Annotated in this window: 22 protein-coding genes; all 22 read right to left on the reverse strand. The window is 59.8% G+C overall.

All coding sequences use genetic code 11. The annotated features are described in order from the left end of the window. Window positions 1-34 precede the first annotated feature (34 nt). The gene (locus tag JFN90_RS03755) at window positions 35-1,000 is read right to left on the reverse strand and encodes a polysaccharide pyruvyl transferase family protein (protein WP_199393762.1); all 966 of its coding nucleotides are present in this window, start codon (window positions 998-1,000) and stop codon (window positions 35-37) included. After that, window positions 997-1,575, reverse strand: coding sequence for a class I SAM-dependent methyltransferase (locus tag JFN90_RS03760; protein ID WP_199393763.1), 579 nt, complete (start codon window positions 1,573-1,575; stop codon window positions 997-999). The genes JFN90_RS03755 and JFN90_RS03760 overlap by 4 nt, the downstream gene beginning before the upstream one ends. Further along, window positions 1,572-2,423, reverse strand: a complete 852-nt coding sequence (locus tag JFN90_RS03765) for a hypothetical protein (protein ID WP_199393764.1) — start codon at window positions 2,421-2,423, stop codon at window positions 1,572-1,574. Before JFN90_RS03765 ends, JFN90_RS03760 begins: the two co-directional genes overlap by 4 nt. Further along, complete coding sequence (locus JFN90_RS03770) at window positions 2,417-3,568, reverse strand: acylneuraminate cytidylyltransferase (RefSeq protein ID WP_199393765.1); 1,152 nt, start codon at window positions 3,566-3,568, stop codon at window positions 2,417-2,419. Before JFN90_RS03770 ends, JFN90_RS03765 begins: the two co-directional genes overlap by 7 nt. After that, entirely contained in the window at window positions 3,561-4,388 is an 828-nt protein-coding gene (locus JFN90_RS03775) for an N-acetylneuraminate synthase family protein (RefSeq protein WP_236018845.1), read from the reverse strand. Before JFN90_RS03775 ends, JFN90_RS03770 begins: the two co-directional genes overlap by 8 nt. A 42-nt stretch (window positions 4,389-4,430) precedes the next feature. After that, entirely contained in the window at window positions 4,431-5,459 is a 1,029-nt protein-coding gene (locus tag JFN90_RS03780) for a class I SAM-dependent methyltransferase (RefSeq protein ID WP_199393767.1), read from the reverse strand. Continuing rightward, window positions 5,435-6,706: an ABC transporter ATP-binding protein gene (locus JFN90_RS03785; protein ID WP_199393768.1), complete on the reverse strand. Its 1,272-nt coding sequence runs from the start codon at window positions 6,704-6,706 to the stop codon at window positions 5,435-5,437. The genes JFN90_RS03780 and JFN90_RS03785 overlap by 25 nt, the downstream gene beginning before the upstream one ends. Further along, window positions 6,703-7,545 (reverse strand): ABC transporter permease, encoded by an 843-nt coding sequence (locus tag JFN90_RS03790; protein WP_199393769.1) that lies wholly within the window; start codon window positions 7,543-7,545, stop codon window positions 6,703-6,705. The genes JFN90_RS03785 and JFN90_RS03790 overlap by 4 nt, the downstream gene beginning before the upstream one ends. 16 nt (window positions 7,546-7,561) lie before the next feature. Then, window positions 7,562-8,287 carry a glycosyltransferase family 2 protein gene (locus tag JFN90_RS03795; RefSeq protein WP_199393770.1) on the reverse strand — a complete coding sequence of 242 codons (726 nt, stop codon included), beginning with the start codon at window positions 8,285-8,287 and terminating at the stop codon, window positions 7,562-7,564. Further along, window positions 8,284-9,255 (reverse strand): glycosyltransferase family 2 protein, encoded by a 972-nt coding sequence (locus JFN90_RS03800; RefSeq protein ID WP_328755317.1) that lies wholly within the window; start codon window positions 9,253-9,255, stop codon window positions 8,284-8,286. Before JFN90_RS03800 ends, JFN90_RS03795 begins: the two co-directional genes overlap by 4 nt. Then, a complete protein-coding gene (locus tag JFN90_RS03805; RefSeq protein ID WP_199393941.1) occupies window positions 9,237-10,079 on the reverse strand; it encodes a decaprenyl-phosphate phosphoribosyltransferase in 843 nt (280 codons plus the stop codon). The genes JFN90_RS03800 and JFN90_RS03805 overlap by 19 nt, the downstream gene beginning before the upstream one ends. After that, on the reverse strand, window positions 10,079-11,788 hold the full coding sequence (locus JFN90_RS03810; protein ID WP_199393771.1) for a glycosyltransferase family protein: 1,710 nt from the start codon (window positions 11,786-11,788) through the stop codon (window positions 10,079-10,081). The genes JFN90_RS03805 and JFN90_RS03810 overlap by 1 nt, the downstream gene beginning before the upstream one ends. Further along, window positions 11,788-12,663 carry an ABC transporter ATP-binding protein gene (locus tag JFN90_RS03815; RefSeq protein ID WP_199393772.1) on the reverse strand — a complete coding sequence of 292 codons (876 nt, stop codon included), beginning with the start codon at window positions 12,661-12,663 and terminating at the stop codon, window positions 11,788-11,790. Before JFN90_RS03815 ends, JFN90_RS03810 begins: the two co-directional genes overlap by 1 nt. Before the next feature lie 19 nt (window positions 12,664-12,682). After that, window positions 12,683-13,546: a hypothetical protein gene (locus tag JFN90_RS03820; RefSeq protein ID WP_215906674.1), complete on the reverse strand. Its 864-nt coding sequence runs from the start codon at window positions 13,544-13,546 to the stop codon at window positions 12,683-12,685. Then, on the reverse strand, window positions 13,546-14,337 hold the full coding sequence (locus JFN90_RS03825; RefSeq protein WP_199393773.1) for an ABC transporter permease subunit: 792 nt from the start codon (window positions 14,335-14,337) through the stop codon (window positions 13,546-13,548). The genes JFN90_RS03820 and JFN90_RS03825 overlap by 1 nt, the downstream gene beginning before the upstream one ends. A gap of 131 nt (window positions 14,338-14,468) precedes the next feature. Next, a complete protein-coding gene (locus tag JFN90_RS03830) occupies window positions 14,469-14,888 on the reverse strand; it encodes a hypothetical protein (protein ID WP_199393774.1) in 420 nt (139 codons plus the stop codon). 36 nt (window positions 14,889-14,924) lie between these two features. Beyond that, window positions 14,925-15,149, reverse strand: coding sequence for a type IV pilin protein (locus tag JFN90_RS03835; protein ID WP_199393775.1), 225 nt, complete (start codon window positions 15,147-15,149; stop codon window positions 14,925-14,927). Window positions 15,150-15,368: 219 nt separating this feature from the next. Then, the gene (locus tag JFN90_RS03840) at window positions 15,369-16,742 is read right to left on the reverse strand and encodes a sigma-54-dependent transcriptional regulator (RefSeq protein WP_199393776.1); all 1,374 of its coding nucleotides are present in this window, start codon (window positions 16,740-16,742) and stop codon (window positions 15,369-15,371) included. Between the two features lie 80 nt (window positions 16,743-16,822). Then, window positions 16,823-18,448 carry a two-component system sensor histidine kinase NtrB gene (locus JFN90_RS03845; protein WP_199393777.1) on the reverse strand — a complete coding sequence of 542 codons (1,626 nt, stop codon included), beginning with the start codon at window positions 18,446-18,448 and terminating at the stop codon, window positions 16,823-16,825. Between the two features lie 5 nt (window positions 18,449-18,453). Further along, window positions 18,454-19,677, reverse strand: coding sequence for a type II secretion system F family protein (locus JFN90_RS03850; RefSeq protein WP_199393778.1), 1,224 nt, complete (start codon window positions 19,675-19,677; stop codon window positions 18,454-18,456). 40 nt (window positions 19,678-19,717) lie between these two features. Then, on the reverse strand, window positions 19,718-20,821 hold the full coding sequence (locus JFN90_RS03855; RefSeq protein ID WP_199393779.1) for a type IV pilus twitching motility protein PilT: 1,104 nt from the start codon (window positions 20,819-20,821) through the stop codon (window positions 19,718-19,720). A 32-nt stretch (window positions 20,822-20,853) separates the two neighbouring features. Continuing rightward, the gene (gene pilB, locus JFN90_RS03860; protein ID WP_199393780.1) at window positions 20,854-22,560 is read right to left on the reverse strand and encodes a type IV-A pilus assembly ATPase PilB; all 1,707 of its coding nucleotides are present in this window, start codon (window positions 22,558-22,560) and stop codon (window positions 20,854-20,856) included. Window positions 22,561-22,570: the final 10 nt, after the last annotated feature.

A 22,570-nucleotide genomic window follows, 5' to 3' on the forward strand; every position in this document is an offset into this window, starting at 1 on the left:
GAAAACCTCTCCTTGCGGCCCCGTGCCACGACGGTTAATACGGTTTCACGCCGGTCGAACTGGAAAACTGCCCTTTCCAACGGTTAATGTTTTCCTTCGGCAGGCGGATCCGCGTCACCCCAGGGGTCCTGATCCGGCTCTCCAGTTGGTCAAGGGCAGAGCGCTCCAGGACCGGAAGGTCGAAATCCTTACGCATCTCGGCAGCGCGGTTGTCTACCCCGATGATGAGGCTTCTTCTCCCTTTTTGCAGTGACCTGATCCCCGCGTGCAGCCTGGTGCCGACGTAGTCGACGGCCGGATCAGCCAATGCGCCGTCAAAGGCCTGCAGATAAGGGGGAATTACCTCGACACCGGCTACGCCAAGCGCGGCCAGGTAGTCCCTGTCCCCGACGCCTTGCAACCAGACCAGGACACGCCGGTAGCACTGCGACAGCACCTCCAGCATCCTGCGGTCCGCTTCCGGGTCCTGGCTGTAGTCCGTCAGGGTGCTGACAACGGTATCGCCGATCTCTGTCCTGATCTCCCGGCAGTGCTCCGGCGTCAGTTGCCAAAGCGTGGGGCACCCCGTGTTCACCACGTTGTCAAAACCAAGGCCGCGCAACTTTTCCTCGGTATATGAGTCCCTGACCGAGTGCAGCCATTTTCCGCTCAACACTCTCTTCAGGAGCACCTTGGTGTAGAGGCTCTCTTTCTCCTGGTACTGCCACCAGCCAAGCCCCATTAGGACCACGTTTTTCACGTAGGCTGACTTGCGCAGGTTCACGTCCCATTGCTTGTACTGCTCCATCCTGCTGCTTAGGGAGTTGGTACCACCGAAGACGAGGAGGTCGCTTTGCTGGATGCAACTGCGGGTGTGGCGGGTTATCTCCATGTAGGGGAGCTTGAAGAAGAAGGCCTCCGGGAACACCTCACGCATGTGGCCGTAGACCGACTCCATGATGATCTCATTGCCGAGATTGTAATCGCTGATGGAGGTGTCGAATATCGATATGGTGTTCACTTGCTGGCCTGGCTCCCGGTTGGATTTTGCCTGGATGGTTTCTCGAACTTCAGCATCTCGTTGCCGTCTATGTCCTCGCCCCGTGCGCACAGTTGAAATCCGGCGGCCTCAGCCTTGGCAAGCAAGGCATCATGGCTGAGATGGCTCTTCCAGGCGAGGCTCTTCCTGCCGGGAAGGCCGGGGACGAGTTCCGTGCTGCAATAGGAGAGGATCAGCCGGTCGGACGCCTGGGCGATTCGTCCCAAGAACCAGTCCACGTCCTCCACGTACTCCAGGCAGCCGCTGACAAAGCAGACATCGACACGCAGATCGGGAAACTCGTTGCGGTTGAAGTCGCACACTATCGTTTCCGGGCTCCTGGCCACGTAGTCGCAGCAAAAGTACCGGGTGCCGTCCGGAAGAAACTCCCGGAGCCACATCCTGCCACAGCCAAGATCGAGAACGCTCTTTTCCTGATCGAGCAGGTAGGCAAGCCCCTTTATGCGCCGCTTCCACTGCTCGTCAAAATGCTCTATCTCACGCCATTGCGGTGGGCGCCAGGCGCGCCTGAGTCTGGACAAGAGCGAGCGGATCATTCGGGCCTCGCGGCCGCGTGCGAAATCACGTCGCCGAGCCTTCCCTGTTCGAACATGTCGAGCCAGCTATCAGTGGAGAGGTTCACTATGGTCGCTCCCGATTTGCGGTACAGCTCCTTGTAGAACTCGTACTGGCTGAAAAGGTTGTAAGCCTGCCACATGGTGCTGGTGACATCGTCCCAGGCGTTCTCGTCGGAGGCGTTTTTGCGGACGTCCTGCTCCTTCGGGTAGAAGTGCTCCATCGGTTTTTTGTAGTCCCTGAGGTTACTATGATCGCAACCGACAAGGTAGACCTCCCGGTATCCCATGTACAGCAAAACGGGGAGGATCATGAGCGGGCCGCTCTGTGGGGAGAGAACCTGCCTGGTGATATCGACCTGTTGAGTACTGGGGTGCTCAGACAGGTAAAGGTAGAAGACCTCGCGCCCGGCAAAGAGGTGGTACCGCTCCACCATGGGCTTCGTGGCATGCCCCAGAAAGATCGCGGTGCTTTGCGGCAGCGTGCGGTCCGCAAGCTGCAGCCATTCGACGTAGTTCTCCAGGACCAAAGGCGGGTGGTACGGCGCAAAGAAGTGGAACCGCGGGCAGATGTCCTTGATGTGCTGGTGCAGAAAGAAGTTGCTCAAGCTGAAGCAATCCTCCCCTTTCAGCAGTTGCAAATCCTCCTGCCTGATACTCGGCCCGGTGGCCAGCAGAAAAGCCCTTTTCCCCCGGGCCGCCCCCTTGAGCGACACGTTTTTTGCGACGGCGACCCGATCGGGGCAGCCCCGGAAGGACCAGGTGTCGAGCAGTTGTTCCAGCCTTCGAAAGAGCACCGGTGGCAGTAACTGCTGGGTCCTCACTAGCATCCCTGAGCCTCCAGAATCATCTGGCACAGTTCCCGGACTGCACCCATCCCCCCCTTGTGCCTGGAAACGTGGTGCACCACTGCCCGAACCGCATCCACCGCGTCGCCGGGACAGGCCGAGAACCCGGAGAGCTTGAGACAGGCGAGGTCATTGACGTCATCGCCGATGTAGGCGGTCTGGCCAAGCTCGATACCCAGGTCGCGTACCAACTCCAGCAGACAGCCCTGCTTGTCCTCAACGCCGATGTAGCAGCGCGTGATGCCCAGCTTCGCCATGCGGGCGGTCACGATGGGAGAGTTCTCCGAGGTCAACACCGCCACTTCCACACCAGCTTCGCGCACCAGTTGGAGTCCTTTGGCATCGCGGGTGTTGAACTTTTTAAGCCGGTCCCCCTCTGCCGACCAGTACATGCCGGCGTCGGTGAGCGTGCCGTCCACGTCCACCGCCAAAAGCCTGATGTCGCCCAGGGAGCCGGTTGCCGTGCTCACAGCTTTTAGCCTCAGGGCGCGTTCCACCACCTCCCAATCGGCAGGCTCGTCGATTTCGACGGCTGTATCCGGGGCCATTTCGTACACGGCGATCCGCCCGCCCAGGCGGCATTGCGACTCCTCCAAGAGTTTGCGCCTGGTGAAATAGAAGGCCCCGTTCTCCATGAACGTCCCGGCGAACTCCTGCCTGCGCGGCCGGGAGCGCGGGTCGTAATTGAGCGGCGAGCCGTCGCCGTTCCAGAAAAACCTCTTGGTCCTGACCCCGGTAACGAGCGAGTCGTAGCCGCCGGCCCGGAACAAGGCAGCGGCGCGACGAAAATCTTCGGGGGTGACCAGCGGGGAGGTCGCCTGAATGGTGACCACTACTTCAAAATCGATGCAACGGGCGGCATGGAGCATGACCGCCTCGGTGGAGGCAGTGTCCGTTGCCAATTCGGCGGGACGATCAAGTACCTCCACGGGGAGTCCGAGCCCCGCCACCGTCTGCGCTATCTTGGCGGAATCCGTGGATACTACCACCCGGGAGAAAATCCCGGATTGGCACGCTGCCTCCAGGACCCAGGCGCACAGTGGTTTGCCGCCGATCATGCGGATGTTCTTGTCCGGAATGCTTTTGGAACCGCCACGCAACGGAACCAGGGCCACCATGTCAGTCATTGACCTTCCTCTTGAGCTTCCTGCGCTGGACCGCTTCGATGGGGAGCACATCCTGGCTCTTGTAGGAAAGCGACTTCGAAACGTTGCGCAGGTCGCGCGCCAGGCGTCTCATGCCGTCCGGCTCGAGGCTGGCCGCGTGATCGGTCCCCTTCCAGGTGCGGTCCAAGGTGAAGTGGCGCTCGAAGTACCTGGCTCCCAGCGCCAGCGCCGCGATATCCGCGGCGATCCCGAGATGGTGCCCGGAAAAACCGATGCCGCGGACCCGGTGGCCAAAGTTCTCGACCAGGTGCTTGATCTGATACAGGCAGATATCCTCGAACGGGACGGGGTAGCCTGAGGTGCAGGCGTACAGGACGAGGTCCTGGCTGCGTCCCTTGTCTTCAAAGAACGACACGATGCGTTGTTCCTCGGCGGGTGTGGTCATCCCGAGCGATACATGCAGTTCACCGCCGTAGTTCGTCGCCAGCCACTCCAAAAGTTCGAAATCGAGGTTGCAGGCAGAGGGGATCTTTAGAATGCGCGGCTTGAGTTGCGCGATCTCCTTGGCGGCGGTCAGGTCCCAGACCGAGGTGCTGTACTCGCAGCCCCACTCCTCGCACCACGCCTTAAGCTGGCGGTGCTGGTCCACATCGAACTCGAGGTAGTCGCGGTGTTCGCCGTAGGTGGCGCCGTAGGAATTGGCGGGATTGGGGTGCGGTGCCTGGTACTCCTCGGGAGTAAGCAGTTCCCTGTTGGTCCGTTTCTGAAACTTGATGATGTCGACCTTGCAAAACTGCGCCGCCATCTTGATCATCTCATGGGCGATGTCCATCTTCCCCATGTGATTGCATCCTATTTCCGCGATTGCCTTAACGTCCATATCTCACCATGCCCTTTTGTGGGTCCACCCGATGATGCGGGCTACCTGCTGGGGAAGTTTCCTGAAAATTGCCAGCCTGCTCAGCTCGACGCTGTACAGGTAGCACAACACTTTGACGTACTCACTCTTGCCAGCCTGCGCCGGTCTCCCACTTCCCTTTTTGAAAAGCGCGACCACGTTTTCATAGCCGAAGACCAGTTCGAAGCCGGCATCCGCCAAAAGCGACGACAAGGTGCTCAGGGTGAAGTGGTACAGGTGCGCGTTCTGCAGATAAAGCAGAAAGTCCCGATACACGTTGTGAATGTTGAATACGCCAGGGAGCTCGATGTACAGGTAGCCGTCATCCTCCAGAAGCGACGACAGCAATGCTAACTCGGCCCTCGGGTCGGGAAAATGCTCGAGCACATGGCTTAAGATGACGACCTTCGCCTTCCCGTGCCGGCCAAGCTCTGCTGCTCCGCCGTGCTCCAGTTGCAGCCCCTGAGAGCGGCCGTACTCGAGATACCTGCCGCCGTGATCGCAGCCATACACCAGGCAGCCGGACTCCCGGAAAGGGACCAGGACACCGCCTGCACCGCAGCCTACGTCGAAGACTACCGTGCCGGCCAACTCCCCCGGGATGTTTTGCAGCACCGAGTCAAGGATCAAGCGGCCATGAGCCGACTGCTCCGCAAAAAAGGCTTCCGAGGCAGCCTCCTCACCAACATACAGTTCCCGGTAGTCGCTGTCATAAAAGCGTGACAGGCTCTCCGGGGTGAGCCGGGGCGAGGTCCTGAGCACGCCGCAGTGCCGGCAAAGATAGGTATCCACCTCCAGTGCGAAGCGGTCCCGTCTCGCCAGCAGCATCCCGTCATCACTGCCGCAGATGCATGGGGCAGGCTCCAGCTCGTAGCCCCCCTCTTTCACCCCCGTCCTGAACCGCTTAAGCGCGGCAGCCTGCCGCCCGGACAACTCTACAGAGGGGGCCTCCAGGCTATAAAAACGCTTGGGGTAGCTGCCGAAAAACATCAGGTCTTCTCCCGGAGGTGCCATGGCACCTCGAAAACGAGCAAACCCGCCCTCCGGGCCCCCTCCTTGAGCGTCCCAAAGCCGCCGGTGTCATGCACGGTGAAGGAAAGCGCTTCCTGGCGGTCAAGGATCTGCACCCCCGGGATTCCGATGCCGATGGCAACGTGGTAGATCCCCGAGTTGAAGTCCTTCATGGGGAGCCGCACCCAGGATACATATTCGCCAGCGGGGCGCGCCTCAAACAACTGCGCGTTGGTGTCGGTATCCGCGGTCGAGAAGGCATGCACTCCCTGCACGGTGGTCACTATGCAGGCCACGTGTATCCCGGTCAGTTCACGGTTCAGCAGATAGCGAACCTCGACGCACGGCTCCTCTCCTAAACCGAATTCCGTACTCTCTTGATGCTCACCATTGAGAAGCCTCACCTGCAGGACCTGAGCGGCCTTGTCGCTTCTCACCGGGAATTGCCTGGTCGACTGGCCGGGAAAAGCGGAAGAAAGGTACTTCTGAACGACCGTATCCGTGTCGCTCGATTCCAGCAGTTGTCCGCTCTCCAGCCAGATGGCGCGGTCGCACAGCTTGTGGATCGCACCCATATTGTGGCTGACAAAAAGTACGGTGCGTCCCTCCCTGCCCACCTCCTCCATCTTCCCCAGGCATTTGTTTTGAAACTGCGCATCACCGACTGCCAGCACCTCGTCCACGACCAGTATCTCGGGCTCGAGGTGGGCGGCTACGGCGAAGGCCAGGCGTACGTACATCCCGGACGAGTAACGTTTGACCGGGGTGTCCAGGAACTTCTCGATCTCGGCGAACTGCACGATCTCGTCGAACTTGCGCCTGATCTCCTCGCGCCGCATGCCGAGGATTGCCCCGTTCAGGTAGATGTTCTCGCGACCGGTCAGTTCCGGGTGGAATCCGGTGCCGACCTCCAGCAGGCTCGCCACCTTCCCTCTGATCCGGATGCTGCCGGTGCTGGGCTCGGTGATGCGGCTCAGGATCTTCAAGAGGGTCGACTTTCCCGCGCCGTTGCGGCCGATGATGCCGACCCGCTCCCCTTGCTTGATCTCAAAGGAGACATCCTGCAGCGCCCAGAACTCCTCCACGCTATCGGCGCGCTCATCCTTTGCGAAAGGACGGCAAAGCCTTCTGGCAAAAGAGGCGACACCGTCGCTTAGTACGTCGCGCAGGGCGGTGTACTGCTCGCGCGGCTGATGCGAGAGAAGATATTTCTTGCCCAGGTTGCGTACGCTGACGGCCGGCGCGCTCATATCACATCCGCCATGGTCTTCTCGGTGCCGCGGAAGAACCGGAGGCCACCCGCCAGCAGCAAAAGCGACAGGAAGGTTGACAGGATGATGCCGGGCCAGAAGACCTCGACCTTCAGCCCGAGCAGCGCCCATCTGAAGCCGTCGATCACCCCGACCATCGGATTCAGCGCGTAGAAAAGACGCCATTTTTCGGGGACCACGGCGCTTGCGAACCCCACCGGCGAGACGTAGAGGCCAAACTGCAGCAGGAACGGAACCACATAGCGGAAGTCGCGGTACTTCACGTTGAGCGCGGAGAACCACAGCCCGGCCCCAGTGGCGGCCACGCAGGCCAAGAGCAGGAACAGAGGAAGGGCAAGCACCCGCCAGGTCGGGAAAACCCCGTACCAGAGCATGATGACCGCCATGACCGCGAGGGAGATGGCGAAGTCCAGCAGGCTGGCGATGACGCTGCTCAAGGGGATAATCATGCGCGGGAAATAAACCTTGGTGAGCAGGTTGGCGTTACCGATCAGCGCACCGGAACTTTCGGATAAGGCATTGGCGAAGAAATTCCAGGGAAGCATGGCGGCAAAGACCAGCAACGGGTAAGGCGCCTCGCCGGAGGGCATCTTGGCGAACAGGCCAAAGACCAGGGTGAAAGCGATCATGGCGAGCAAGGGACGCAGCAAGCTCCAAAGCACCCCGATCGCGGTCTGCTTGTAGCGGACCAGCACGTCGCGCCAGACCAGGAACCAGAGCAGTTCCCGGTACCTCCAGAGGTCGCGCCAATAATGCAGGGCCGGAGCGTCAGGCTCGATGAGTAACAGTTCAGGTTGTAGGCTTTCTTCTATGGCCATGGCCCTTTTGGTGGTATCAGACGTCGCGTATGGGGCGCAGCTTCTTCATGAGCGGCAAAATCGTCATGGCATAATAACCCGAAACGGCCAGCGCCGCCCAGTAAAAACCGAAATTTGCCCTAACAATCCGCAAAGTTTCCGTGAAGCGGGGGGTGTCGCTCACCCCGCCCGGGCGGGCATAGCCGATCAACTGCGGACAGAAGACAAAATTGACCCCGTCTTTTTTCATCCTCTGATTGAAATCGAAGTCGGCGTACACCGGGTAACGGCAGTCAAAGGGAGGCTCGGGGTGCAGCCGCTTGGGCACCAAAAGCGCCTGGTGATGCAGGGTGTTGTAGAGCCGCAAGTGCCAGTCGGCTCTCGGGTGAAAGACCCGCCCCGGCCCCATCTGCACCGTACCGTAGAGAACGTCGCGGGGGGCATAGTTGTCGAGTCGGTCCGGCAGGGAGATCACCCGATCCCCGGCACCGAGAAAGAGGATGGAGCTTTCGGGGTCTGCCGCGCGCCACCCCTTGTTCATGGCGTCGTATGTGCCGCGGTCCGGTTCGCTCACCCAGTAGTGCAACCGGTCTGCGTACCTCTCTATGACCTGCCGCGTGCCATCCGTGGAGCCGCCATCGATGATCAGGTAGTCTATGGCTTTGGTGCGCTTTTGCTCCAGCACGCTGAGGATGGTCTCTTCGAGGTCGCTCGCGGCGTTACGCACCACGGTTACGATGGAAAAGCGCGGTTCCCTGCTCATCGCTTGCCCCTTCCCAGGAGGAGCCGCAGCACCATGGCGGCGTGGTCGAAGCGCCCCAGCAGTATGCGCAGCAGCAGTCCGCCCAACAGCACCAGGTAGACGGTTGGCAGGGCGTGGGGATAGTAGCGTCGGGTGAACAGGATGCGGTTGCGCACATTGTAAAAGTCGCAGGTGTAGCTCTTGCGGCGCGGGTTGCTGCTGGTGCCGATGCTGCGGCCCACCTTGTGGTAGACGAGGCTCTGCGGCGCATATCCGAGTTCGAAGCGTCCCTTCGCCCGCTCCGCCCAGTCCGCCTCCTCGAAATAGAGGAAGTAGTCCTCGGACATGAGCCCTACCTCCCTGAGAAAGCGACTGGAGACCATGAGCGACGCACCTTCCACGTAGTTCATCCACCTCTCGGCCCTGCTGCGCTCGGTGCGCCCTCCGAGGAACCGGCCGTAGTGCCAGGGAAGGCCGACGAAGCGGCAGTAATGCCCCCCACCTAGTGCCTGCACCTTGTCCCGGTCCGCATAGTAGCGGATGGTCGACCCGCACATGCCGATGGAGGGGTGTTCCTCCATGCGCCGCACCAGGTGTGAAAGTGCATCGCGATCGACGACAGTGTCGTTGTTGAGCAGCCAGGCGTAGGAGAAATCGTCCCGGGACAGGGTGTAGCGCAACGCAACATTGTTGCCGCCGGCGAAGCCCAGATTGCCGCCGTTGCGCACCAGGACAAGCCAGGGGTCCAGTCCGGCAATACCGCCGGATTCCGCCTCCGCGGCGCTGTACTCGGCGCAGTCAACGCCGTGGTCATCGACCCAGTCGCGAAGGCGATGCAGCGAATCGTCCGTCGAGCCGTTGTCACAGACGATGACGCTCAGGGGGGAGTAGTTGAGGGCGCGCAGGCTTTCCAGGCACTCCACGGTGTCCCGCCAACCGTTCCAGTTGACGACAACGACGTAGACCCGGCTCACCAGTAGATGCTCCACGCCACCATCGCCACCCACACGATACCGACGGCCAGCAGGACGCGGTCTTTGAGAAGCGATTCGGTCGGGTCGCCGCTTTTGCCGGACTGTACCCTCAGGATGTAACGGAAGAGGCCAAAGCAGCAAAGCGGCACCGAGTAGATCAGCGTGGTCCGGTTGATGGTGGTGTACATAGCGTAGGTCACCAGCACCGCGCCACCGGACAGGTACATGATTCCCTCAAGGTATCCCTGCGGGTAATGGACGAGGTTTTCCCTGTGTTCAACCGCCTTCTCTCCCAGCAGGGAATACTCACACAGCCTTTTCCCCGTGCTGAGGAAGATTGAAAGAAGAAATACGCTCATAAAGAGCCAGGGGGAAATCTCGATGTGAAAAACTTCCCCGCCAGCCTGAAGACGGAGCAGGAACCCAGCGGAGATACAAAACAGGTCCACGATGGGATAGCTCTTGAGCGCGAAGGAGTAAGACAGCGTGACGCCCAGGTAGCAAAGGAGAAAGGCCAGAAACAGCATTGAGCAACTGCTTCCGAGGGCGAGTCCCGCAGCCAGCAGCAGGAGGCAAAGAACAACGGACCCGGTGACACTGGCCCTCCCGGACGGGATGGGGCGCAGTTTTTTCTTGGGATGGCTCTGGTCGCGCTCGCGGTCGAGCAAGTCGTTCAGCACATAGCCGGAACTGGAGACGAAGCAGAAGGCGAGCAGCGGCGTAATGCCGCGCGCTAGTTGCCCCGGCACCAGGAGTTGCCCTCCCAGGAACGGGGGAAAGAACAGCATCAGGTTTTTCAGCCACTGGGCGGGACGCAGCAAGGCGATATAAGCTGTCATCACTGTCCGTCCTCCAACCTTTGCAACATTTTCACTGCCGCCGCGCGGTAGTGGGTATCGGCAGGGGCTTCCCGCACCGCTTGACGAAAATAGGACATGGCCGCGTCACGATCGCCAAGTGTTTGCGCCATCTTTCCGCTCTGGTAGAGGTTGAAGGGGTCACGGGTCTTTAGGTACAGCAACCGGTAGGTGGCGATGATGTCGCGGTACATGCCATCCCTGACAGCTGCATTGGCGGCCTGGCGGGCTAGTCCCTCATCGGCCTTGGTCAGCATCTGCAGGAATTCAGGGCCGGCTTGCTCCTTGCTGGCAAAGTTGCGGAAAAAATATTCCCGTGCCCCCTGACCATCTCCCCCCTGAAGCCGCACCGCCATCAAGTTTTGTTTGATGAGGCTCCTGATCGATGGCCGATCGTTCAGCCGTTCGGCCGTCTCGATTTCGCTGCGGCCCTGCTGCAGTTCTCCCTTTAGGAGAAGGGCAACGCCAAGCTCGAGGTGTGCCGCAGCAAAGCCCGGGGACTTACGCACCGTATCACCGAAAAGGGCGAGGTTATTTTGCCAAACAAAGGTGCGCTGCATGGTCAGAGACCCCGCAACAACAGCGATGGCAACGGCCGCGGGAAGCAAGAACTGCTGCCAATTGGCCCTCTCCAGCATAACGGAGGCCTGGCTGGCAACCCCCAAGCAGAGGAACGCGGAAGGGAGATAAAGGTAGCGCTCGGCAAACGGAGTCCAGGCCACATGGCCCAGCGAGACCACGAGCGCAGGGAGCAAAAAGACGACGCCAGCTGCGACAAGCACGGCTGCCATGCTGCGCTTCTTAAGCCAGAACGGCAACAGCAGCAACAAAAGGATCGCGGGAACCAAGTAGAGCGCTGAAACGGCATCGATGGCGAAATTGAGCGGAAGCGGCAGAACCAGTTTTTTCAGATAGAAGCCCAGTGCGGACAGAACGGTTTGCAATGCTGCCAGCGGTCCCCCGACCTGGTTGCTCAAAAGGTTGCTAACGCTGAGCGTCGGGCTGAGCGCGGCGAGAATTAACAGCAACAACACGCTGCAAGCGGCAACGCCTGCCAAAACGAGAAGAACGGTGCGCCGGGATCGGACAGGGGACGGCCAACAGGCAGTCAGCAGCAGCGCAGCCGGCAGGAAACAGACCGCGATCTCCTTGGTGAGCACCCCCATAACGAACAGCAGCAAGGCGGGGCAAAGAAAGAGTAGCCGGTCTCTGCTGAGGCACTGCAGCAGACACCAGAGGGCAGCGAAAACGAAAACTGCCGCCAAGGGGTCGGTACGGCCGGCGATCCAGGTTACCGGTTCGGTGTTGATGGGATGAACGGCGAAAAGGAGGGCGCCCGCCAGCGGAAACCAGGGTGCTTTTATGGACCAGGCCGCTGCCAGCTGCCTTCCAATCAGGAACAAGAGCATGGTGTTGAGGGCATGGAACAGTACGTTCTCCAGGTGCATGAACCGAGGGTGCATGCTCCAGAGAAGGTTGTCCAGGTAATAGGACAGTTCTACAAGCGGCCGGTAATAGTAGGTTCCGTTGGGGCGGAATAAACCAATCAGTGTCTTGCCTGCGCCGGCGTCATAGGCTGCGATGATGCGGGGGTCGTCTACAGAACATGTACCGGCGGAGAGTGCCGGGTAATAGACGCAAAGGACGATAGCCGCCAGAATCAAAATCTGATAGCGGGTTTGGAGTTTCATCACGACGTCTGCTTTGGCGACACCATTTCCAGGAAGAATGCTTCCATATCCTTTCTTTTGGGCTCGACCCTTTCGATGGAGCACCGCTGCGCTATCGACTTCTCGATGAAGTCCTGCAGATCGGCTTTGGCCACAACGCACTCCTCGGAAGCTCCGTCGGGCTTGAAAAGTCGCACGGTGTACCCCTCGACGCCACGCTCGAGGACGCCGGAGACGGTATCGACGGCGAGCAGGACGCCTTTGTTGATGACGCCAACCCGGTCACACACGGCTTCCACGTCAGCAGTGATATGGGTGCTGAAGAATACCGTCTTGCCGCGCTCCTTGAGCTCGCGGATGATGTCCTTCACCAGGGCCCGGCCAATCGGGTCGAGGCCGCTCATAGGCTCGTCGAGAACATACACAGCGGGATCATGTATCAGCGTCTGGGCAAGTCCCAGACGTTGCACCATCCCTTTGCTGTAGCCACGGATCGGGCGCTTGCGGGCCTCCCAAAGGTCGAGACGGTTCAGAACTTCGCTGCCTCTGACGGAGATGTCGGCCGCTGACATGTTGAAGCTCTTGCCGACAAAGCGCAGGTACTCCTCGCCGGTAAGAAAATCATAAAAAGAGGGATTCTCCGGAAGAAAGCCGACCTGGGAACGGGCAGTTTTTTCGGTGACGTCGACCCCCATGATGCGAGCGGTTCCAGCAGTGCTGCCGATAAGGCCCAGCAAAATCTTGATGGAAGTGCTTTTGCCGGCGCCATTGGGACCGAGAAAACCAAACACCTCTCCCTGGTCAACCTGCAGTGACAGGGAGTTCAAGGCGTTGACGGTGACCTTCTTTTTGCCCTGGAATACCTTGCTTAATTTGTCGAATTCTATCGCGTGCATTTGCGCCTCGGACCTCGCCTTATTTTTTCACCCCGGAGAAAGAGAAACCGCTCGTAGAGCTGATGCTGCCGTCACTTTGCAAGATGAATTTCCCGCCGTACGGATCCCTGGGGATCCCGCGCAGCAAACCCGCCCGCACCAGGTCTTCCAGTGACCCGGGAAGTTTCCCGCGCTGCTTCACGAAAGCATCGCGTGCCTTTTCCAGCGCGAACACCCTGATAAAGGCGGCCTGGCGGATGAGGAGCGATTTTTTCACGGCCTGGTCGCGCGAGTTCCTGGCCATGTTGCCGAGGTAAACAATGGCCATTTCGGTACTGCCGGAACGCTGCATGTAACGCCCCGCCAGATTGATGAACATGTTATTGCCGCTGAGCTCAGCAGCGCGACGGTAGTATTTGGCGGCACGTCCGTAGTCCTTGAGGAAATAGGCGTTGTTGAATCCGACAAAGTAGGGAAGCTGCCAATCCCAGTCGCGATACTGCATGCCGCGTTCCAAGAACGTGTTGGCGAGGGCCACCTGCCCGACGTTCCAGGTGAGAACGGCCTGGGCGAAATAGTAGCCATCCATGTTGTAGGGGTCCAGCTTCAGGCTGGCATCGATGGTGCGCGACATGGCGGGGTAATCAACCGGCATATCCAGCTCGTTGCTCGCCTTATCCACCAGCCCACCGTAATACATCAGGACCTTCAGCATCAATAAGGCGCCGACCGTTTCCCTGTGATCGGCCGACATGGCCTTCATGGTGTTGACGCTCGGTATATAGCCGAGCTTTTCCACGAATGGCTTGCTTCTCATGTAATCGGCGAGGGCGAAAACGACCACCAGATAGCCCGCCAAGAGCATGGGGAGAACCAGAAAAAGTTTCCGCACCGTCTTTGGCATCATTTCATCTCACGTCTGGTAAAAATGACGGTTGCCAAAATCACCAGGAGGGTCGTGTAGATGCAGAAATACATTAAGGGCAGCACCACGGCTTTCATGGACAGGGGGATCCCGTAAATGGCATTGATCCTGAGATTGAAGGCGCTGAAGTTAGGCAACAGGTAGTAGAGAACCGAGGCTGCCTGTTTGACCACCGGAGAAAGCGTCGTAGCAAGCGGGGAGTGGACATAATCGTAGGCCTGCTGCGAGGCGTTTCCAGCAAGGAACACGGATATGGTGCCGAAAATAGGGAGAAAAAACGAGGTACTGACCGTGGAAAACAAAAAGGCGTAGGCGACCAGCATGACGTACTTCAGCAGATCGGCCGCAATACACAGGACCAGATTCATCCAGACGATGGGCCGATCCGCAGGGTAAATCCCAGAAGCGAGCCAGATCATGCAGCAGGCGACCGCGCCAAGCACCAGCGTCGCCAAGAGCAGGAACAGGGCGACCGCGACGAACTTGCCTACCAGGTAGGCACTGCGACTGAGCGGGAGGCTGAGTACGCTGTAGGTGTAACGGCGCTCGATATCCTTCCAGAGCGAAGTGGCGCCCAGGGAAATCGACAGCAGCAGGAGAATCAAGGAAAGCAAGGAAAGCGCTAGAGTAATCGAGAGCTCAGTCACTTGCCGCATGGAAAGTGAGCTGACCGAGGGGATCAGCAGAAACAACAAGGCAACGACTACAATCCCGTGAAAAACCCTGTCCCGAAAGATCGCCCGAAGGTTAACAGCAACTGTATTGAGCATACCTCTTATCCGCGCTCCTCATGTAAGAAAGAAAGGTGAACCCTAACCTGGCAGTAAAATTCCGAGGCACCATAGAAAACGGGATGCCGAAACATCCCGTTCTCCGTGAATCCGATGGGTACCAGCTTAACCTAGTACGCAGTCCAACCGGCGACACCGAAGTTGGTGTTGTCATTAGCGGAGCCAAAATTGGCATTGGTCAAAGCGGTCCCGCTGGCGTTCTGCTTGAAGAAGATGGTGGTCGAGTTCCAGGCGGTACCGAAAATCTTGGAGCCGTCTACATGCTTGGTGCCGATGGCATAGGCGGAGCTGGTACCGACGGCTTTGCCAGTCTCGTCATAGTTGATGGTAGCGCTTACTTTGGAAGACAGCTTGATCAGCGGGCTTTTAGCGTCCTGAGCATTTTGCTGAGAGTTGCCACCGTAAATCGAGACGGCGGGGTTGGATACGGCACCGGTAGCCATAGCGGTACCGGCCACACCGGCGCCGGCAAAAGCGTACGACGAGGCGAAAGAAAGCGAGAGCAGCGTTAAGGCAAGAACTTTTTTCATTTTATCCTCCAAAATTAGCAGATTCGGTTATTGGTCTTAGTTCCACTCGTAGTGCGACGGGTAGGTCTGCACGTCGGCGTAGTACGCTTCCTGGCCGGTCTTCCAGTTCTTCAGGTCGGAGTTGGCAGCGGCGTTGAAGGCCTTCTCGCGGTAAGCGGAGAACTGCGGGATTGCGATGGCGGCCAGGATGCCGATGATCGCGACGACGATCAAGAGCTCGATCAGGGTAAAGCCTTTGTTGCTTCTGATTTTGTTTAACATCTGTTTCTCCTTTTCGTTGGTGGATTGCCGATTGGAAGATCTGGTTAGATCATCGGTACCGCAAGACATGTTCTGTAGAGCAACATGTGGGCCAAAATCAAGAAACAGTTATAAGCAGAGTAAATAACACGACTTTGTCTCAATCGCACGCACTGACACAGCCGCCCCAAAACGTCACAGCGACAATTTTGGCAACAATATGGTGACGTTTTTTGTCAGTCAGTCTTCATCCATACCGAACTTCGCCAGGCGGTACCTGAAGGAGCGGAAGGTCATGCCGAGCAGTGCCGCCGCCCGTTTCTTCACCCCGCCGCATTGATCCAGTGCCTGCACCAGGAGCTTCTGCTCCAGGTTGTCCAGGTAGGCCTGCAGGTCCATCCCCTCCTCGGGAATGCCGATGCCGTCCGGGGCGGAGGAGACGGCGCGCTGCTCGCGTACCGCGGGGGGGAGGCAGTCCAGCGCGATCACCCTGCTGCCGAGCACCACGCAGCGCTCGACCAGATTCTCGAGCTCGCGCACGTTGCCCGGGAAAGGGTAGTTGTAAAGGACGCGCATGGCATCGGGGGTGATGATGTCGCCGCTGCCGGACCAGAGGGAGTACTTCTTGTAAAAATGTTCGACCAGCGCGGGGATGTCCTCGCTCCTCTCCTTGAGAGAGGGCATGCGGATCTGCACCACATTCAGGCGGTAAAAGAGGTCTTCGCGAAAGCTTCCTTCGCGCACCTGCTCCTCAAGGTTGCGGTTCGATGCCGCCACGATGCGCACGTCGGCCTTGAGGGAAACGGCGCCCCCTACCCGGCGGAACTCCCTCTCCTGCAGCACGCGCAAGAGCTTCGCCTGCAACAGCAAAGGGACCTCGCCGATCTCGTCAAGAAACAGGGTGCCCCCTTCGGCCTGTTCGAACAGGCCGGGGCGGTCGGCGATGGCGCCGGTGAAGGCGCCCTTGGTGTGGCCGAAGAGCTCGCTCTCGATGAGGGTTTCTGGGATGGCGCCGCAGTTGACCGCCACGAAGGGGGCATCCTTGCGCGGGGAATTGTAGTGGATCGCTCTGGCCGCCAGTTCTTTGCCGGTGCCGCTCTCTCCGGTGATGAGGACGTTGGCGGTGCTGTCGGCGACCTTGGCGATGAGGTCGTAGACCTCGCGCATCTGCTTGCTCTTGCCGATGAGACCCGAGAAGCTGAAACGCTCCTGCACTTCTGCCTTGAGCCGGATGTTCTCCTGCACAAGCCGCCGCTTTTCCAGCGCCTTTCGCACCAGCACCTTCACCTCTTCCACCTTGAAGGGCTTGCCGATGTAGTCGTAGGCGCCAAGCTTCATCGCCTCCACCGCCTGTTCCGCCGTGGTGAAAGCGGTGATCATCAAGACTGCGGTGTCCGGACATTGCGACTTGATGCGGGACAAGAGCTCTATTCCACCTAGCCCCGGCATGCTGACGTCGGAGATAACCATCTCGTACGACTGCCCTCCGATACGGGACAGGGCGTCCTCCGCGCTTTCGGCCTGATCCACCAGGTACCCCTCACCATCGAGCAAGATGGCGAGAAACTCCCGCATGCTCAGCTCATCATCGACAACCAAAATCCTGGCACGCATGTAAAACCTCGCTTCAAGTTGCTGTAGACGCGACAGCCGCGCCACCACATCTGTCATGACCACAGGCCGAACCGGTTCCCTTAAGCGGGAAGGTGCAGCGTGACCGTGGTCCCCTTCCCTTCGGAGCTGTTTATGGCCATTCTGCCACCGTTGGTCTCCACGATCCGGTACACCGTGGCCAGGCCCAACCCCGTGCCCCCCTTCTTGGTGGTGAAAAAGGGTTCAAAGACCCGCTTCACGTCGTCCTGGCTCATCCCAGAGCCGCTGTCCCGGATGATGATGCGCGCTTCGCGCCCCCCACCGCTCTCCTGGACCAGGGCGCCGTCGATGCGGATGCGCCCCTCCCCCGCGATCGCTTCCGCGGCGTTGACCAGCAGATTCCAGAACACCTGGGTGCACTGGTCCTTGTCGAATTGCACCACCAGATCGGCAGGGATCAGGTTGTCGACCTCGACCCCGTCCAGCCTGGGATCGGTGGCGAGCAGCGCGCAGAGGTCGGCGATCACCCGGTGCAGGTTGAGCGCGACCTTGTCAGGCTGGTTCGGCTTGGCGTAAGAGAGGAAATCGCGCAACAGGCCGTCCAGGCGGTCAGTCTCCCTCAGGATGATCGAGAAAAGACGCTCGTCTTTGCTGTCCACCCAGGGCCGCAACGCGACCAGTTGCACCGAGCCGCTGATGGCTGCCAGCGGATTGCGTATCTCGTGGGCCATCCGGGCGGAAAGTTCGCCGAGCGCGGCGAGGCGGTCAGCCCGCTTCAACTCGGAGGCCATCCGCTTCAGCTCGGTCAGGTCATGCAGGTCTAAGATCGCCCCCGCCGGGTCTCCGTTCTTGTCCAGTAGCGGAACAGATTTGAACGACAACAGCAGCTCGTTGCCGTCCGGCCCCTTGTGTTGGAACTCCCCCTGCCCCGGCTCGAAGAAGGTCGACTGGAAACGTGCACAGCCGGGCAGGACATCGGTGAGGGGGCGGTCGTAGGCATCCTGCTGGGAGACCCCGGTCAGTATTTCGGCGTAGCGGTTGAAGACCCGGATCCTGCCGCCGGCATTGATGGTCAAAAGTCCGCTGTCGATGGTCGAGACGATGCAGGAGTTCAGACGTTCCAGTTCCTCGTAGTCGATCGCCTTCTCCTGCAGCGCGCTTTCGGAAACCCGCGCGCGCTCGGCCAGGTGTCCGGCCAGCAAGGCGGTCAGGAAAAAGGAGGCGCAGTGGAGAAAGATCAGGTAAAACAGGTACTCGGCGCCCCACTGCTGCGCCGGGTAAGGGGAAAGCCCCAGGGGCGCCAACTTGCCGTAGTACTGGAAGTCGAGAATCGCGCCGTAGAGGATGACGCAAAGTGACGCGGTATAGTAGGCCTGGGAGCGGGCCAGGAGCACACTGGCGCTGATGATGGACAGAAAATAGAGAAATGCGTAGTGGGAGGTGACGCCACCGGAAACCAGGATCAGGACGGTAACCAGGATGAGGTCCCAGACGATCTGGAGATGGGTCAGAGTACGGGTGGTCCTGTCAGATGCCTTGCTCAGCACCACCAGTGAAAGAAGCGAAAAAAGGTAAGTGGCGCCGAGCAACCGGACCAGCACTCTGCCGGCTACCTCGCCACTTACATCATAGGTGTGTACGTCTAGATAAAGGGTGGTAACGAGGAAGACCGATACCACCAAGAGTCTCAGAAGTATGAACCAGAAGACTTTTTTCTTTTCGATCATCCAGCTTAACCGCCAACCGCACCGGCCAACTTGAAGATCGGGAGATACATGGCGATGACCAGTCCGCCGACGGTCGTGCCGAGAAACACCATGAGCAACGGTTCCATCATGGAGGTGAGGGCGCCGACGGCGTCGTCGACCTCGTCGTCGTAGAAATCCGCGATCTTGTTGAGCATGGCATCCATGGCACCGGTCGCCTCGCCCACGGAAATCATCTGCACCACCATGGGCGGGAACACGCCACATTCGGCCAGAGGCTCGGCGATGGTCTTTCCTTCCGAGATGGAGGTGCGCACGTTGTAGATCGCCTCCTCGACGATCTTGTTCCCCGCCGTCTTGGCAACGATCTCCAGTCCGTCCATGATCGGGACGCCGGAGCTGATCATGGTCCCGAGGGTGCGGGTGAACTTGGCCACGGAAACCTTGCGGACCAGCGGTCCGACAATGGGCGCCTTAAGCGCCATGGCGTCCATCACCTTCCTGCCATTGGCGGTGGAGTAGTACTTGCCGATGGCCCACTTGATCCCGAAGGCGGCGGCAATGATGACCACGATGTACTTGACCAGGAAGTTGGAGAGCGCGATGACCAACTTGGTCGGCATGGGCAGTTCACCACCGAAGTCGGCAAACATCTTGGCGAAGGTCGGGATAACGAAGACCAGGATGACGCCCACGACGATGACCGCGATGGACATGATGGTGATCGGGTAGACCATGGCGCCCTTGACCTGTTTCTTGAGCTTCATCGCCTTTTCTATGTAGGCTGCGAGCCTGGCCAGAATGGTGTCGAGGATACCGCCCACCTCGCCTGCCGCGACCAGGTTGACGTAGAGCTGGTCGAAGGCTTTGGGGTGCCTGGCGAGGGCATCGGCGAAGGTGGAGCCGCTCTCGACGCTCTCCTTGACCTTCACCAGGATGTCCTTGAAGGTCGGGTTCTCCTGCTGGCTGGCGAGGATGTCCAGACACTGCACCAGCGGCAGGCCCGAATCGATCATGGTGGCGAACTGACGGGTGAAGACGACCAGGTCCTTGGTCTCGATCTTCTTGGGGCCGCCGAAGCCCGGAATCTTGAGCTCCATGGAGAGCCCCTTGCCGTGCTCCTTGACGGTGATGCTGGAGAAACCGTATCTCTTGAGCTGCGCCTCCACCATGGCGGCACTGGCGGCCTCCATGACCCCCTTTTGGGTGCCACCCGCCTTGCTCTTTGCTTCCCAATCGTACTTTGTCATTTGTTACTCCTCTCCCGGCGCGGGCCGGGACTGGCTCCTGCTATCGTTGCGGCGGACGTCTCATCTGCCCCGCCCCCCCGCCACCCGGCGCGAGCATCTGCTTCAACTCGTCGGGTTCGGAAGAACGACCCAGTGCGTCGTCCACCGTGATAACGCGACGCGACAAAAGGTTCATCAGACACTGGTTCATGGTCTGCATGCCGAATTTTTCCTGGCCCACCTGCATCTGCGAGTAGATCTGGTGCACCTTGTCCTCGCGGATCAGGTTGCGGATCGCCGGGTTGGGGACCATCACCTCGAGCGCCAGCGCGCGTCCCGGTCCGGAGGCCCTGGGGATCAGTGTCTGGGACATGACCCCTTCCAGCACGAAGGAGAGCTGGGTCCTCACCTGGGTCTGCTGGTAGGGCGGGAACACGTCGATGATCCTGTTCATGGTCTGGGCGCAGGAGTTGGTGTGCAGCGTGGCGAAGCAGAGGTGGCCGGTTTCCGCCAGGGTCAGCGCAGCCTCGATGGTCTCCAGATCGCGCAACTCGCCGATCAGGACCACGTCGGGGTCCTGGCGCAAGACGTACTTCAGGGCGTGCTTGAAGCTCTTGGTGTCGGCGCCCACCTCGCGCTGGTTCACGATGCAACCCTTGTGCGGGTGCAGGTACTCGATCGGGTCCTCGACGGTCACGATGTGGTCGTGCCGGTTCAGGTTGATGTGGTCGATCATCGAGGCGAGTGTGGTCGACTTACCGGAACCGGTAGGACCGGTGACCAGGATCAGGCCGCGCGGCTTGTCGCACAGGGCCGTGACCACGGGGGGGAGCCCCAGCTCCTCGAAAGTGAGGATCTTGTACGGGATCACCCTGAAGACGCCGGCGACGGCGCCGCGCTGCACGAAGATGTTACCCCTGAAGCGCGACAGCCCCTTGACGCCGAAGGAGAGGTCCAGTTCGTTGTCCTCCTCGAACCGGTGTTTCTGCGCGTCGGTGAGGATGCTGTAGCAGAGCTGTTTGGTCTCGATGGGGGTCAAAGGCGGGACGTCCATCGGGGTCAGCCTACCGTCGATGCGTATCTGCGGCGAGGTATTGGTGGTGATGTGGAGGTCGGAGCCGCCCCTCTCCACCAGTTCCTTGAGCATTTGATGAAAATTGATCATGAATACCTCGTCTCCATTATCCTTTGGTGGCGTCAGTCATCGGCCACGGTAACCCTGAGAACTTCTTCGAATGACGTGACCCCTTCCATGAGCTTGGTAAGTCCGGACTGGCGCATGGTCTTGACCCCCAGACGCATGGACTCGCGCTTGATCTCGGCGGTGTTGGCGCCGTTTAAGATCAGCTCGCGGATCGGTTCCAGCATCGGCATGACCTGGTAGAAGCCCACCCTCCCCTTGTAGCCGGTGCCGCTGCACTTGGGACAGCCGGTGCCGCGGTAGCAGACCACGGACGGGGCCTGGTCGGCCGCCATCCCGGCGTCGATCAGGGCCTGCACCGGCACCTCCTCGACCACCTTGCACTCCCCGCAGACACGGCGCGCCAGGCGCTGGGCCGTGATCAGGTTTACCGCGGAGGCGACCAGGAACGGCTCGATGCCCATGTTGAGCAGACGGTTGATGGTGGAGGGGGCGTCGTTTGTGTGCAGGGTCGAGAGCACCATGTGGCCGGTCAAGGCCGCCTTGACCCCGATCTCCGCAGTTTCGAAGTCACGGATCTCGCCGATCATGATCACGTCAGGGTCCTGGCGCAGGAAGGCACGCAGGGCGGCCGCAAAGTTGAGCCCGATGTCCTCGTGCATCTGCACCTGGTTGATGCCGGCGAAGTTGAACTCGACCGGATCTTCGGCGGTGGAGATGTTCTCGGTCACCTTGTTCAGCTCGGAGAGCGCGGAGTAAAGCGAAACGGTCTTGCCGCTACCGGTAGGCCCGGTGACCAGGACCATCCCGAAGGGCTTGTGGATCTCACGCTGGAAGTGCGACAGCGCCTCGGGCTCGTAGCCCAGCTTGGTCATGTCCAGCTGCAGGTTACTCTTGTCCAGAAGACGCAGAACGATCTTCTCGCCGAACAGGGTCGGCAGCACCGAGACACGGAAGTCCATGTCCTTGCCGCCGCCGAGCTTGATCTTGATGCGGCCGTCCTGCGGCAGACGCCGCTCGGCGATGTCCAGCTCGCTCATGATCTTGATGCGGGAGGTGATGGCGTTTTTAAGCTTCAGGGGAGGCTTCATCACCTCGTAGAGCACGCCGTCGATGCGGTAGCGCACCCGGAAGTACTTCTCGTAGGGCTCGATATGGATATCGGAGGCCTTCTTCTTGATGGCGTCGGTGAGAATGAGGTTCACCAGTTTGACGACCGGGGCATCCTCGGTGGCGCGCTCCAGAGAGCCGACGTCGATGTCCTCTTCGTCGCCGACTACCTCCAGGTCCTCCATCTCCAGGTCGTTCATCACGTCGGCCAAGGAGGCGCTCTGGTCGTAGAACTTATCGATGGCAGCCTTGATGGAACTCTCTGCCACGACGACGACTTCGACATTGTAGCCGGTCATAAACTTGATGTCGTCGATGGCAAAGATGTTACTCGGGTCGCTCATGGCGATGATGAGCGTTGAACCTGCGCGGTTCACCGGTACGATCTGGTACTTGTGGGCAATATCGACAGGGATGATCTTGACGACACTGGCATCGACTTCGTAGTCAGCCAGGTTGATGGTCGGAACGCCGTACTGTTTGGAGAGAAAGGAGGTGAGATCTGCTTCGTTGATCAGCCCTTCCTTGACCAGAATCGAGCCCAGACGCAGTTGGCCGCCCGCAGCCTTTTGTTCCGCGAGCGCCTGCTTCAGCTGTTCCTTGGTGATCAGGTTGTTTGTGACCAGCAGTTCACCCAGTCTGCTTACATGCATAGCTACCTCA

This window comes from Geomonas propionica (assembly GCF_016458235.1).
Lineage (GTDB): Bacteria > Desulfobacterota > Desulfuromonadia > Geobacterales > Geobacteraceae > Geomonas > Geomonas propionica.